18 protein-coding genes are annotated in these 14,076 nt (G+C 34.8%); 3 read left to right on the top strand and 15 right to left on the bottom strand.

The annotated features are described in order from the left end of the window. The 7 genes from MKX62_RS24125 to MKX62_RS24100 all read right to left on the bottom strand — a co-directional run. Positions 1–608: DUF3885 domain-containing protein (locus tag MKX62_RS24125; RefSeq protein ID WP_340742732.1), on the bottom strand; the 608-nt coding region annotated here is incomplete at its 3' end. A gap of 308 nt (positions 609–916) precedes the next feature. Continuing rightward, positions 917–1,357, bottom strand: coding sequence for a hypothetical protein (locus MKX62_RS24120; protein ID WP_340742731.1), 441 nt, complete (start codon positions 1,355–1,357; stop codon positions 917–919). A 138-nt stretch (positions 1,358–1,495) separates the two neighbouring features. After that, a complete protein-coding gene (locus MKX62_RS24545) occupies positions 1,496–1,690 on the bottom strand; it encodes a DUF6980 family protein (RefSeq protein WP_445683562.1) in 195 nt (64 codons plus the stop codon). A 105-nt stretch (positions 1,691–1,795) separates the two neighbouring features. After that, positions 1,796–1,945, bottom strand: coding sequence for a hypothetical protein (locus MKX62_RS24115; RefSeq protein ID WP_340742730.1), 150 nt, complete (start codon positions 1,943–1,945; stop codon positions 1,796–1,798). 128 nt (positions 1,946–2,073) lie between these two features. Further along, a complete protein-coding gene (locus MKX62_RS24110) occupies positions 2,074–2,397 on the bottom strand; it encodes a hypothetical protein (RefSeq protein ID WP_340742729.1) in 324 nt (107 codons plus the stop codon). Between the two features lie 89 nt (positions 2,398–2,486). Continuing rightward, complete coding sequence (locus MKX62_RS24105) at positions 2,487–2,765, bottom strand: hypothetical protein (RefSeq protein WP_340742728.1); 279 nt, start codon at positions 2,763–2,765, stop codon at positions 2,487–2,489. A 104-nt stretch (positions 2,766–2,869) separates the two neighbouring features. Beyond that, entirely contained in the window at positions 2,870–3,100 is a 231-nt protein-coding gene (locus MKX62_RS24100; RefSeq protein ID WP_340741032.1) for a hypothetical protein, read from the bottom strand. Positions 3,101–3,693: 593 nt separating this feature from the next. Here MKX62_RS24100 and MKX62_RS24095 point away from each other — a divergent pair. Beyond that, positions 3,694–4,179, top strand: coding sequence for a type II toxin-antitoxin system HicA family toxin (locus MKX62_RS24095; RefSeq protein ID WP_340742727.1), 486 nt, complete (start codon positions 3,694–3,696; stop codon positions 4,177–4,179). A 70-nt stretch (positions 4,180–4,249) separates the two neighbouring features. On the opposite strand, the gene MKX62_RS24090 is transcribed toward MKX62_RS24095, so the two are convergent. The 3 genes from MKX62_RS24090 to MKX62_RS24080 all read right to left on the bottom strand — a co-directional run bounded on the left by MKX62_RS24090 (position 4,250) and on the right by MKX62_RS24080 (position 6,216). Further along, the gene (locus MKX62_RS24090) at positions 4,250–4,747 is read right to left on the bottom strand and encodes a DUF3841 domain-containing protein (protein ID WP_338656948.1); all 498 of its coding nucleotides are present in this window, start codon (positions 4,745–4,747) and stop codon (positions 4,250–4,252) included. A gap of 350 nt (positions 4,748–5,097) precedes the next feature. After that, on the bottom strand, positions 5,098–5,271 hold the full coding sequence (locus tag MKX62_RS24085; RefSeq protein ID WP_340742726.1) for a hypothetical protein: 174 nt from the start codon (positions 5,269–5,271) through the stop codon (positions 5,098–5,100). Positions 5,272–5,661: 390 nt separating this feature from the next. Beyond that, positions 5,662–6,216 (bottom strand): hypothetical protein, encoded by a 555-nt coding sequence (locus MKX62_RS24080; protein WP_340742725.1) that lies wholly within the window; start codon positions 6,214–6,216, stop codon positions 5,662–5,664. An 827-nt stretch (positions 6,217–7,043) separates the two neighbouring features. On the opposite strand from MKX62_RS24080, the gene MKX62_RS24075 reads away from it, so the two are divergent. Further along, a complete protein-coding gene (locus tag MKX62_RS24075) occupies positions 7,044–8,189 on the top strand; it encodes a replication initiation protein (RefSeq protein WP_340742724.1) in 1,146 nt (381 codons plus the stop codon). Positions 8,190–8,929: 740 nt separating this feature from the next. Here MKX62_RS24075 and MKX62_RS24070 read toward each other — a convergent pair. The 3 genes from MKX62_RS24070 to MKX62_RS24060 all read right to left on the bottom strand — a co-directional run bounded on the left by MKX62_RS24070 (position 8,930) and on the right by MKX62_RS24060 (position 11,360). Then, complete coding sequence (locus MKX62_RS24070; RefSeq protein WP_340742723.1) at positions 8,930–9,457, bottom strand: DUF3967 domain-containing protein; 528 nt, start codon at positions 9,455–9,457, stop codon at positions 8,930–8,932. 562 nt (positions 9,458–10,019) lie between these two features. Continuing rightward, positions 10,020–10,175, bottom strand: a complete 156-nt coding sequence (locus MKX62_RS24065; RefSeq protein ID WP_340742722.1) for a hypothetical protein — start codon at positions 10,173–10,175, stop codon at positions 10,020–10,022. Positions 10,176–10,769: 594 nt separating this feature from the next. Then, on the bottom strand, positions 10,770–11,360 hold the full coding sequence (locus tag MKX62_RS24060) for a hypothetical protein (RefSeq protein ID WP_340742721.1): 591 nt from the start codon (positions 11,358–11,360) through the stop codon (positions 10,770–10,772). A gap of 290 nt (positions 11,361–11,650) precedes the next feature. On the opposite strand from MKX62_RS24060, the gene MKX62_RS24055 reads away from it, so the two are divergent. Beyond that, on the top strand, positions 11,651–12,529 hold the full coding sequence (locus MKX62_RS24055; RefSeq protein WP_340742720.1) for a helix-turn-helix domain-containing protein: 879 nt from the start codon (positions 11,651–11,653) through the stop codon (positions 12,527–12,529). A 201-nt stretch (positions 12,530–12,730) separates the two neighbouring features. On the opposite strand, the gene MKX62_RS24050 is transcribed toward MKX62_RS24055, so the two are convergent. Both MKX62_RS24050 and MKX62_RS24045 read right to left on the bottom strand, forming a co-directional pair. Next, on the bottom strand, positions 12,731–12,976 hold the full coding sequence (locus MKX62_RS24050) for a cold-shock protein (RefSeq protein WP_179393298.1): 246 nt from the start codon (positions 12,974–12,976) through the stop codon (positions 12,731–12,733). 193 nt (positions 12,977–13,169) lie between these two features. Then, positions 13,170–13,733: a recombinase family protein gene (locus MKX62_RS24045; protein ID WP_340742719.1), complete on the bottom strand. Its 564-nt coding sequence runs from the start codon at positions 13,731–13,733 to the stop codon at positions 13,170–13,172. Positions 13,734–14,076 lie beyond the last annotated feature (343 nt).

Below are 14,076 nucleotides of genomic sequence, written 5' to 3'. Positions count from 1 at the left end.
TGTTTTTCATAAAGTGGACGTAATTTTTCAGCTGTCAGTGCGATTACCTCACATCCACGGTCATCATATACAAAAAATATAATATCTTTCGTAGTATTCACAAAGAAAACATCAGGGTAGTAAACAGAATCACATCCAAATCTTGGTTTCATAGGTGGGAAATCTTCATTTAGCGAGGCTTTTAGTAATCCCTCCAAGTTTATATCGCTTACTTTGCACTGTAAGGAAAACTGTTGCATCTCATAATCTTCTTTCTCATCTTCTTCGAATGGATAAGGATATGTTTTGGATTGAAGTTTCTTTAAAATGTTTTTATCCCTCAAGTTCGGCTGATATACCTTTAATTTTGTTGTTTGCTGTTGTTTTTTCCACTTGTAGTTATTCGTGACAAGGATCAGATCATCATTTTGATCGAATAGCTCATCAAATATTTTGAATGTTTGTTTATATGCTGTACTGAACATTTCTAAATTGAGTTCACCGTTTTCCTTGAATTGATAGATTCCTTCCCCTAGTGAAAAGTGAATGCCAATATCCCATTGATAATAGACACTTGGGACTAATACTACAGTCGGGAACTTTTCATTTAAATAGTCTACGATTTTCATTTATTCATTCTTCCCTCTTTAATTAAAAAATATTTTAGTTCCTATTGATGAATTTGGCCCGATTGCGATATAGATACAATCGCTTATAAAGCAATCGCGCCCCATTGCAATACAATCTATTCAATATCCTGTATGTGATTTCCTTTCTCGTCTATCTGGAAAACTCCTCCTCGCTTAAATTTTCATCATTGCTAGAATAAATACAGCCATCTAGTCTAATTCCAATGGGTCTCTTCAATATCTAATACCTCCACAGTAAGAACTCTATTTAGCATTTCTTCAACAATCGCGCCCGATAATGGAATACGCTAATCCCAACAATTAAAAATTACTTCTCCGTTTATATTCGGTCCCCAATGTTTCGCATTTTTCAATTCAATCTCTGCTAAGTCATGAGAATTCGGGTTAAAGGGTTCATTTAGAAATGTGGTTTCTAAAACTGTATAGTATGTTCTCAATTCGGTCATTAAATCTTCATGATCTAAAAAATGCATTTGAAGTTCATTTTCATATGAAGCAATGGCAACGTGTGGGAAATGCTCATGAAGTAAAATGGATATTGTATTTTCATCTTTCTTTATATCCAAGCGAAAATAATTTAATGGATAACTGGGAGGAATATAGCCAATTACTTTGCCTTGAAGTTTCCTAGCAATTTCGTATCCTAACTTTTTGAATAGGTTTCCATCCATCTTATTTAAATCCATCTTGCTATTTGCCAGACCTGTAATATTCATTGGTAACCGCATTTATTATATCTCCTTCCCATAACCAATCTTCTAACTGTCATAGATTTAAACTCCATTTGAGTCAGAAAGGCTTTGCAACAATCTGACCCGATTGCAGCACAACTTTGTAAGACAAACGCGGGATAGCGGAATAGTAAATTATAATTTCGAACTACACCACGGACAGTATTCAATACTTATACTTGAAGAGCCACCATCGTGAATTATCAAACCGTAGCCGTTATTTTCATCATTGAAAACTATTAATTTATCAGGACATTCAAATGGATCGCTATGCATATCGCACTTGAAATTCGCATGGTAGTCCATATCATCACAACAGTGTTTTTTCATATGTTACTCCTTTTAAATGGCCTTATTAAATAATAGACGCAAATCCTTTTTAGAGACTAGCCCAATTCTGGCACAATAATTGTTCAACATCTGTGCCCGATTGCTTTATTGCTCGATTAAAGTTGCAATGTCTTTTTCAATCTCAAAAATTATATAATCCTCATCTTCCTCAACAAGTTCTTTTTCGTATCGAAACTCTTTGTCAATTATCATTTCAAAGTAATTCGTTTCGTTATTCAATTCAAAACTGGACATTGATCAAATCTGACATCACCAATGAAAATTGCTCTTATTTTTTTCATATTCTTTCCCCTTTCAGTCTATCTTTATTTATCTAGCTATTAAGTTTATATGGCTAAGTACTTTCTTTGTAATCGCGCTCGTTAACGGTACAACTTACTTTTTAATAATTGAATACACAAACCTACACATAAACCTTGCTCTTTATATCTAATCAGCATTTCAGTTAAATCAATGACTATTCCGTTATCCCGTAGTATTTTATCGAACTGAGAAAATGTTAAGTTTGAATGAACTTTTGCATCTTTTTCAGGAAAAGTCATTTTAAGCGTTTTATTAATCTCATCTAATTTATTGTTACGTTCTTTAGCAGTAGATGTAAAAGTCAATATCGTTTCAACAAAATCAATATCGATATTAGATAATCCCTTATTTCTTAACCAATCACCAGCAGTTTCAATTTCCATACTATTCCCCTCCTATGCCGCAAAATGGCCCGTTTATGAAAATTAAGCGCTGATCTTTCTTCAAGAAATGCGCCCGATAGTAAAGTAGTTTAAATGTTTGGCCTATGTAATTGTAAAAGCCGTAAAAATTCTCTTTTTGTATAGACATGTACTGTTGGCTTAGGAGTATTTTCTGTCGCAACTTCATCTTCTAGCTGTACATGATTTACATTTACTTTTCTAATAACATACATATTACCTTCGTACTCACCCTGCCGAAAATTATCCAATGCAACAAAATTATAAATTAAGTTAAATGTTTCAATATCCATTATTTCACTATCAATAAAATAATTAAATGTATTTATATTGAAATTATCCTCATTCATCAATTCGCCCCCTAATTCAACAAAGATACTTCTTGAAGTTCTGTAATTTAATTTGAAGTTTGTTCCGCAAAATGGCCCGATTGTTGAAGATTATCCGATCATTTTCACGATTGATTATCTACAACAAAGCGCAACATTCTTTTTGATACAGAAATAACATCTTCCTGATTAAAAATCATACAGGCTGTACCTCCACCATATTTCTCGTGTTCAAACTCGCCAAGGACTGTCACATATCCCTCTTCAAAAAAATAAATGAGTTCCCCATCATGTTCTTCAACAGCACTTAAATCGTTAAATAAATATGCTTTAAGTGGTCTGTCATAAAATCTCATTACACCACGTCCTCTACTTTGCTCTGTAAAATGGCCCGATTGCTGAATGACCTTGTATAAACCATGCAAACCAGGTTAACATAACGCCAGTTCACGGAAGTAGTTACCTCCATTACTTAATAAGAAAAGCTGCCATGAAAGGCAGCCGATTCTTCACTAAGCATGGATTATTTTTTCGACTCGGCTAATTCAATAAATAGCAAATTAATAAAGAAACCAAATCCTAATACAATAAATATGTGATTAGGCCATTTAAAAACTAAGATTAATATTGCCATTAAAACACATACCAAAAGCAGTTCTACATATTTGTGTAGTTTCTTTTTCTTCGTTTTTCCCACAAAATCAACTCATCCTTTATTTATTGTATTTACGTTTTTTTTGAAAGAGATCGTTTTCCTCTGTATCAATAAGTCTTATCATACTAAATGTTCCGTTTGTGCGATATTGAACGCAGTCGCCTTCTATGAGAAATAATACCCGATTTGTATGACGGGCATTATTTACCTATTTGCTGTATATTTACAATTTACATTGAATACTTTCCAAATATTACCTATACTGTGTATATCAAACAGAAGGAGATGAATACTTTGAAGAAATTTGTAAGTTTAGTAATGATTTTGTCTTTATTTTTCTGTACGTTATTTAACGGGAGTGCTAATGTCAGTGCAAGTAGTGTAGTTGTAAATGATGGTTATTTCGATGATAGAGCTGACTTCGTGGAGCAAGACAGTGGTTTGACTTTGATAGAAGAAGCAGAATACGAAGCAAATGCAGTACCTGTTATAATAGGTTTGATATTAAGAAAATTGGTAGTTGAAGCGGTTAAACAATACGGTAAACAGGTAGTTATAGATGCTGTCATGGAAGAGTTAGGCTTACCGAAGACTATTAGCGGTAAAAACCTCATAAAAAAACTTAAAAAAGTAGGTTTCGAAGAGGTTAGACAAAAAGGGAGTCATGTTACCATGAAAGGTCCTAACGGTAAAACTTTCCCCGTTCCTCTGCATGACGAAATAAAGAAAGGAACTTACGAAGACATAAAAAAACAAATTAAAAATTCCATTGCACCTTGATTTAAGAACATAGAAGACGTTGAAACACTATGTTTCAGCGTCTATTTTTTTCAAAAAACTCTTATGAATTTCATCTTGCAGTAAATTTTTTAACAAGGGAAATTTCGTTTAAATTTACATTACCAGTAACGCCCTGAAGTGAGCTATCGTTTTCCCCCCAATTAGGGTGTTGAGCTAAGTAATCAATATCAAAAATTAATTCCCAGCTTTTTTCTATTTCAACTTCAGATAGAGAGCTATCGTCTTTTTCAGTTTCTTCAAGATCAAAGTAAGATTTCATTAATACAATATGCCAAGCTTGAAAGTCTGAAAGAAGAATCCGATTTTCTGCTATATTAATTTTTAGTAAGACACCTTGTTCCCCACGGTTCAAGTGACCACTCTTTCTCAAGTCCGGCCTGTTTTTCCATAACCAAATCGGATATTCACTCTGATAATTCGGGATTTTTTCACTCATTTTCCCCATTAACCAATGATAGGCCTCAATAAACTCTGGCCAAATATATTCTTTATTTCCAGACAGATAACCTAGTTTTTTTACTTCTTCCCACTTTTGGAGGGATTGGATTGTCCAGTAAGTGCCTATGATAAACTTCCACCTTTGTCTTTTAATGTAGAATCCAATCTATATTTTTGTCTATTTCGTTCATATAAGCAACTGATAAGCAAGGGTTTTAATTTTTCATCTGTGATATTTAGAATCAGAAATAATAAAGTTGACATTGTCTTGGAAACAGGTTGGTAGGACTATCAATCTAAAAATAAGTCAGGCAATCGTACAATTTACATACATCCAATATACACAACAAGTAGACATAACAACTGTTCTCGGAAGTAGTTAACTTCATTACTCAATAAGAAAAACTATCCTGTAAAGGCAGCCGATTTTTAACTAAAGCACCCGTTAATTTAAAAACATTATTTTCTTTTTGGTAATTTTATTGGAAGGGCAAATATAACCGTTACTAACAGTCCTAAATACAAAGAGTATCTTAAAATTTCTTTAGTTGAATATCCCAATAAATAAGGCATACCTATTAAGATCATTACTATACCAATTACAAACAAAACAGTTCTTATTTTTTTAACCATGTATTTCCTCCTACTCTTATAATTAAAAATTCGACTTCATTTTAGGTATCACCTTTTTTTCACTAACTTGCCCCGTTAATTGAATAAGAAAAAGAATTAGCTATATGAGATCCAATCGTAAAAACATCGATTTGATCGCTGAACGGGTTTGTATAGTCCATACACAACAGGTTAACATAACACCACTTCTCGGCAGTTGATCCAGACAGACAACCCCTTGTAACGCCTCAGTTTCTCTCCTATGATCCTTCCCTTTCTTTATGCATGAAATATACATTGTTGAATTAACGGGCTTTCTGGTGAACGTCAGGCCTGTCTACCTGAATAATTATGCAGATTCACCTCAACGATGAGCAGATAAAAAACCCTCCCTGGAAAGTCATGGGGGGGTCATTCGAATTTATCCATAAAATCAACCAAAGCTAAATGTAAAATGTCCGATTTATTGAGACGTTCTGCTTCGCAAAACACATCAAAGCGCTCCCCGATGCTTTGATCAATCACAATGGTCTTTCGCGTTTTCTCTTCTTGTGGAAGCTGTTTAATTCGATCGTGAAGCGTTGGCTCCATTTCGATTGTTGGAGCTGATTCTTGCCATGACTTTAACATCTCTTTGATGGCCCGTATTTCGTTTTCAGTGAATTGCTCAAGAATAGCATGTGAATCTGTCGTGACTATTTTGGGAACCGGTTGTGAATGAGGTTTCTTTTCCGATGATTTGGATTTCACAAAGTCGAAAATGCTTTTATCAAGTGGTTCATCGCTGTCGCCAACGAAGGTCCACCCCCTCGGAGTTGCACTACTGTATTTATAGCCTGCTGCATTCAATGCGCTCGCAAGAGGATCCTTGCTAATGCCATCGATTTGCTTAGCTACATCTGATACATTACTGTCTTTTAATGCAGTAAGAATACTTCTAACTGTTGCTGTTTCATCCATTTTCATCTCCTATTCACCCTCGTTTCATTGTTTTAGCTTGTAGTTATTATTCCAGATGAAAGAGGTTTCACCTTCAAAACTTACCCAAAAAATAAAAAATCATTTTCGTAAACCATGAACACGTTTTAAAGGATTATTTAAGTGTTTGAATGATGTATCCAGCGTGTCAATAACAAGCTTTTCAATCCCTAACTGTCCACCTACTTTGAACAATTGTCCTTCATGTCCTAAAAACTGTTTAAACACCCCTTAGAAGTGTTCTAAAATAAATATGGTAGTTGTATTCATTTTGGTCCTTAAAACGCGTGTGCGAATCTTGTGGCTCCTTTAAATGATAGTTTAAGAGATTGGACAGGCTTTAATTGTTATCATTAGTCCCTTTTTTTCTAATAAAGCACTTTTGTATCTGGAGAAATAATACTTCGGGATTTTTTGATAGAAAAAGAGAAATCAATGTCACCTGATTTTTGAACACCACCACCACGCGCGTGTTTGTTGTTGTTTATTAATTACTTGATTACTAGTGATTACTAGTGATTACAGGGCTCTTTAAACCGTTGGTACGACTGGCTTTGTGAGGTCTAACTATTACCTTTTCGGTTCTAACTATTACCTTTTCGGTTCTAACTATTACCTTTTCGGTCTTTCAACTATTACCTTTTCGGTTCTAACTATTACCTTTTCGGTTCTAACTATTAAAATCCCTGTTTCTTTTAATAACATTGTTGTATCAGTAACTACACTGTGTTATATTAATTTTAAATATTAAAGGAAATTAAAATTTTAATATTACTAAGCATTTTAGTGAGTTATTAAAAAAAGAGGTGTTTTTAGTGAAGGATAGTTACATTGTTGCACAAGGAAATAATTTAGTAGAAGCCCGTCATAACAATCCCTTGTCTGCAAGAGAACTGAAAATAGTTCTTACAATGGTTTCGATGATTCAACCGACCGATGAAGACTTCAAAGATTATCGTATTTCCATAAAAGAATTCAGTGAAATGTTAGGTTTGACAGGAAGTACAAAGTACACAGAACTCAAAGAAATCACGAAAAATCTAATGTCTAAAAGTATTGAAATTCCACAAGACGATGGAGGATGGTTATTTGTTAATTGGATTTCAAGTGCAGAATATAAAAAGGGAGAAGGGATTATTGCATTATCATTTTCACCTAAACTAAAGCCTTATTTACTACAATTAAAGCAATATACTTCGTATCGACTAAGTAATATCTTATCTCTTAGCAGTTCATACTCTATTCGGTTATACGAACTTCTGAGAAAGTGGAGTTTTCTTGATAAGTGGGAAAGTTCCGTTGAAGAAATAAGAGAAAAATTGGGCGCAGTAACTAAATCCTATCTACTCTATGGAAATTTCAAAAACAAGATTTTACTACCTGCTATCAAAGAGGTGAACGAGCAAACTGATCTTTCTATTAGCTTTAAGGAAATTAAAAAAGGACGCAGCGTTGAACGAATTGAATTTACAATCAGACAGGCTCCTGAAAAAGAAGGTAAAATTCTAGAAAAAATAAAGAAATCAGAACCAGAGCAACCGAAAAAACAAACTGAAAATGAAGACATCCGAAAACGATTGAATGTTTTAGCGAAAGATTATAGCTTCAATCATATTTATTTTACTGAAATGTATGAAGGAGCATTATTTATTTGGAGCGACGATGCTGAAAAAGAATTGAGCATGCTCATTCATTACGTGAACGAAGAAGAAGGTGTGAAAAATCCGTTAGGTTTCATCAAAATAAAACTGCAGGAGTATGGGGAACTTTATCAAGAAGGATTGCCCGTGACGTTCGCTGATTTAAAACCAAGTCAACGAAGAACAGGGAGAGCTGAAAAAATTCCCGAGTGGTTCAAGAATAGAAATGAACCAAAAGAAGTTACAAAGGGAATCGATTCAAATATTGCAGAAGAGCGACAAAAATTACTGGATGAATTGGGAATTGAAGATGACAAATGATTCTTTTGGGGAAAGTCCCTACGGGTAAACAGAGAGAGGGCAAGCTACGGGTTTGGCATGCCATCCCGAAAAAAAGTTTTTGCTCGCCCTGTAAGGGGCAAGCTACGGGTTTGTATATACAAACCCTAAAACTTTGTTTTCTCTTGGTAGGAGTTTCCTACAACCTTTGCAAATTTTTTCAGCGTCTATTTTTTCAAAATAGACGCTGAAATTTGTTGTCGTTTCACTCGAATTTTAAAGCAAGAAAAAATAATAAGAGCAACCGCAGCAGTCGCCTTTTTTCTAGTGACATAAAACCCGAGTTCGGAATAAAAGTTAGAAAGAGCATAAGGGAAAACTGACCCCACTTCCGGTGTGGGACTAGGCGAAGCCTAGTGTTTTGATGGGCACAATTTCTTTGAATTTAGGAACGCTAGAGTGACAGCCATTTAACGACTTAGGAACGCTAGCGTGACAGATTAAATCAGTTATTATAAATCCGAATCGCATTTTTTTGCTTCAATTTTTCTTTTGATTCTTTGATCGAGATTTAATAAAAACTATAATAGAAACGAAAATTAAAACAACGAGCAAAATAATAATTGATGTAGCTATAACATCGCCGATATTCACGCTCACGTTACTTGCGTTACTTGCGTTACTTACGCTATTCACCTTATCCATATTGCCCTCCTATCAATTATATTATTTACTTTTTTTAATAAAGTAATTTTCCTGTCGCCAATTCCACAGCACAAGTATCATAATTTCCAAAATTGATACCATTTTTTATCCTTGGTAAGGGTTATTATTTCTTCTTGATCAGCAGCCATTTGTTTTTTACTTTCTTGGATTTCTCTTATAGCAGTCATTAATTTTCTGTCTCGTTCTTCTAATCTAGTATCTATATATTCTTGCTGTCTCTGCATGTGTTCAACCAATGACTGAATAACTTTGTTTTGTTCGTGCATGGCTTTATTCATGTCCTGTAAGGCTTCTCCAACATTAACAGTCATCTGTTCACCATCATCGTTCATGGTTATAGTCACAGGGTTGCCTGTATCTACTAAGGCTTTTTCGACTTGGTCTAAACTCTTTCCGTCATCATAGTGTTTCCTGATAGTAAGGACAATTGGAATCGACTCAGAAGCTATAAAATAGCTTTTTCCCTTCTTTTGAACATTTAAATGGTGTCCGTGATTCCTAATGTACCTTCGAATGGTTGCGTTTGGTATGTTTGTTTGTTTTTCAACCGCTAATACAGTTAGCCACTCAACGTCTTTGTTCATGCAGTCACCTCACCCCGTTCACCATCTAGTCATTATAGAGTAGTTCGCTATCTATCAAGGAAATCCTGCGGTCACGATCATGATTGCAGTCACGGATTCGTTCATGCGGTCAGGGCCAAATAAAAAAGACGGTCCATGACCGGTCTCCTGTTAATGAAAATTCATGATAGTAATTATTTCTGTTTATTTACAATTGCACATCTCTCATACAAATAGATTAATTTGACTGTATTTTTCTATTCACCTAATATACACCACTTGTTTACATAAGACCCGTTCACGGAAGATTTTCCGTTCGTTTTACAAGCGTGCTTGTAAGTGTTCTACCACCTTACGGTGAGGCCCAAGATTAGTCTTATCCGGCTATATCAGCATACCGATGGAAGGACTTTCACCTTCGAGACGATGAACCTTCTGGGAGTCGGGAGCTGTTATTACCTCAGTAACATTCTCCAACCTTTAACAGTTCATCTTGTACAGATTTACTGCACATGAAAAAAGGGTGGCAGATCGCCACCCTTTAATAATCCGAATCCCTATAAATGTCCTGGGCTTTCGAAACTTATTCCTTTGTCTCTTTCTTTCTAACCCCATAACCCACGAAAACCCCAATCAATAATGTAATCAAGAAATTACCATCAAAGTTTTTTGCAAATAAACTGATAACTAACCAAGCAACGAGTATTCCCGCTATTAAAGTAATCATGGTTTTAGACATTTACTATTACTCCTTTTTTATAAAGAATATTGTTAGTGAGTGAGTGAGATAATTTATTTTGCTGTTAAAAAAATACTTCACAATCTATCTCCGTTTGTTATAAAAAGACTGCTCGATTTTTTAAAAGAACTTTTACAATTTTAACATACTTCCTCTTAATACCTTAAAAAAAATTACATGGAAGATCCTAAAGGTCTTCGGAGCAAGCTCCTGCGGATTACGCCTCCGCTAGGGGCTCTGCTCGCCTACAACCCCATCAGAGGCTATAGATATATGGTGAAATACAAGATGACCGCTTAAAAGGCGATCGGCACAAAGAGGAAAACCAACCGTATGTACCCAATACTCAGACGGTTGGTTTTTTTATTCGGCGCCAAAAATTCTTAAAGACAAGTGCGCTCCCCCTAGCCACCACTACATTTATATTGATATGTATTTTATAAACCCTTTAACGTTAATACCAGTACACATACTTAGAATCGATTGTGTGCGTTTTCATGTGAGTTATAAAAAAACTGTCCAACAGCTAAATTATTGTTGGACAGTTTTTTATTAAGTTGTCGTTTAATGACAACTTATGCACCACTCTGCTGATTATACTCTGTGGACTTCGGACCATTGTTTTATCAATTTTGTTCGCGCTTTATCCGAATATTGCTGAACCTCGTATTTTAAATATATATTATAAGAATCTGTATCAATAGATTTCACGACTTTATAATATGTAACATCTGTTGGTTTTATGCTAAGTGTCGCTGCAGCTCCTAGAGTCCCAGCAACTCCTTTAAAAAAGTTAACAGGTATTTTCCCTATCATTGTAGCAGACAAACCACCTGACACCATTTTTCCAAACCAAGGAAAGATTTGACTGTGCACAACATCACTACTATATGTCGTATCTACATACTCCCATGTAAAAATAGGTCCATCAGATACAACTACATGAGTCGACACTTCTCCATCATCAGGAGTTATAGTCCAATCATACAATGTGGTCTCTGAATCAATTTGAGAAATAACCGGAACTTTAGCAATTTCTAGTGATGGAGTTCCAGTATCAGCAGTTCGATCAAATTTTTCCTGAGCTGGTTCTTTATAGATTTCGGCATTCCCAGTCAACGGACTGATTGATAAACTACCGATTGCTAATGTTGCTGACAATAAAATAAGTGCACTTTTCTTCAAAAACTCATCCCCTATCTTTCTTTTAGTTGCTAATATTGCTGGAACTATCTTTTTCTACATTTTTTGGTGCATCATTTCATCAGCTTTCAAATCTTAATATGAAAACTATTAAGACTTATTACTGTAGAATCAACCCTAATTTAAATTAACTACTAGTAAAAATCCAGATATCAACAAGGGTTTGTATCCACTCCATCCCATAACCACCACCTATCTCCAATAACTTTAAAGGATAAATGAGATTATATGACGAAATATTCCATATGGAATAAAAGAACGGAGAGATAGGGATGCATTTTGGAAAAGACTTTAAAAAGATTCGAAAAAATAGAACATACAGCCAAACAGAATTAGCGAGTGGTATTATTTCGCAAAGCACCTATTCTAAATTTGAAGCTGGAATAAGGGATGTAGATGCTCGCATCTATCTTCAGTTGCTTCATCGCTTGAATATTTCAGCGGAAGAGTTTGATTATGTTCGGAATGGCTATAGTTACGGACGAAAACAAAATCTTATTCATAAGTTTTTTTCGATAAATTACAATCATATGGAACACCTACAAAGTTTAAAGCGCCAAGCAGTCGTTTTTTTAGAAGAAGAAGAGTATGACCAGGATATAAAGAATGTCTACTTGATATGTGAGGCATTTATTCAACTACATAATACAAAAGATCTGGAGGTAGCTCAAAATATAGTGGAACCTATTTGGAGAAATGTATCGAAATTTGAACAATGGTATCTAAATGATATCCGTATTATCAATACTATTTTATTTTTATTTCCAGCAGACATTGCAATTAAGTTCACAGAAACAGTATTAGTAAGATTGAATTCATATAAAGACTTTCCGGATGCAGCAAGATTGAAGATAGCATTTAAGATTAATCTTTCCCTACTACTTATAAAAAATAAAGATTATGCAAGGGCATGTACAATTATTGTAGATTCACTTCAATGTGATCAAAGAGAAATGAATTATTCCGTTTTGGCGCTCCATTTTTCAAGAGAAGCCATTTGCAGAGCTAATACACAGAGGGAAGGATCAGCAGAACTATTAGAAAAAGCACGGCAGCTATTGTTACTTTATGATGATCAAGATTATTGGGAACGCATTCAGCAAGAATTTAATCATTATTCTTCTCTAGATATTAATACTACTGACATTTAGAAGATATCGATTTATGTACTAAAAACTCACCAATTAGAAATTTCGGGCTCTGTATAAATTTAAATCTGCATTCCAACCACAACAAGTTTACATAACGCCACTTCACGGAAGTAGATAACCCCATTACTCAATAAGAAAAAGCCACCCTGTGAAGGCAGCCGATTCTTAAACTAAAGCACCCGTTAGTTGAAGAAGAATTTTTTAGTCAGAGATAATGATTACATTTTCTGCAACTTGCTTTTGGTCAGTAGAATTTGGATTTTCAATTAAATCAAAGGATACTTTTTGACCTTGTTTAAGGAATATGAATCCATTCGGAAATCTTTCTTTATCAGGTAAAATCGAACTAAAATGAACAAAAACATGATTTCCATCCTCACCGTCAAGCATAATACGACCATAACCCTTTTCTTCTTTAAACCATTTAACAATTCCCTCTCGTTTCATATCTGTTCGACCTCCAATTCATTTTTTTTACTCAACTAAACTGCCCCGTTAGTTCAACAAGAAACTGGATTTGATCGCCGGACAGGCTTGTATAGTCCATACACAGCAGGTTAACATAACGCCAGTTCATGGAAGTAGTTAACTCCATTACCCAATAAGAAAAGCTGCCATGAAAGGCAGCCAATACTTTAAACTAAAGCACCCCTTTAGTTTCTTCTCTTTTGGCACGGATTAGTGTGCTTTTAGAAATCCCTGTAATTTCTTCTACTTGCGTATAGGAATTCGTTTCCAATAGCTGTAAAGCGTGTGCTACTTGCTTTTTAGTGAATTTTTTCGGTCTACCTTCACGGAACTCAGGATTCTGCTTCGCAATGGCTTTTCCCTCTGCTAATCGTTCAACGATCATATCCCTGTCAAATTCCGCAATGGCTGATAACATTCTTAAAATTAATCTACCCATTGATGTATCTTCTACAAGTCCCATATTTAATATGTGAACCTTGATTCCTTTTGAAAGCAATTCTTTGATTAGATTTACCCCATCTTCTGCCGACCTTGCGAAACGGTCTAGCTTTGTAACTACCAATGTATCCCCTTTTTTAAGCAATAATAGTAACTCTACAAATTGAGGACGATCCGATTTAGTTCCAGTGAATTTCTCGGAATAGATTTTGTCACAACCTTCATTTTCCAATGTCTGCAGCTGTAACTCTAAATCTTGTGATGCTGTACTTACGCGACCATAGCCATATTTCATATGTATTGCCCCTTTTTTGCTATCTACTTATGATGACTAGTTATGACACCACTTAATGCCTTGATATTACTGCATTCCGAAAACGGTGTCAATACTTAAAAGTTATGACACCTGAAATAGATAAAAAAGTCTTCCTTTCTAAATAAAAGAGAGACTTTTCGTAAATCTAACATATTTATATTGTGTTAGATTCGATGACGTCCATAAATCCTCCACAATCGCACCCTATTCTAGAATAGGTGAAATCAATTTGATGCTTATTGTTTTCTTGGATTTATTGAATACTTACATTCCTAATCCTTTTTCTATCCTTTCTCGGTCGACTTCATCTACCCAGTCATAA

The organism is Sporosarcina sp. FSL K6-5500, from assembly GCF_038005665.1.
GTDB classification, from domain to species: Bacteria; Bacillota; Bacilli; order Bacillales_A; family Planococcaceae; genus Sporosarcina; species Sporosarcina psychrophila.
Note: the sequence above shows the minus strand (reverse complement) of the source record. Positions and strands in the feature narration are given on the sequence as shown.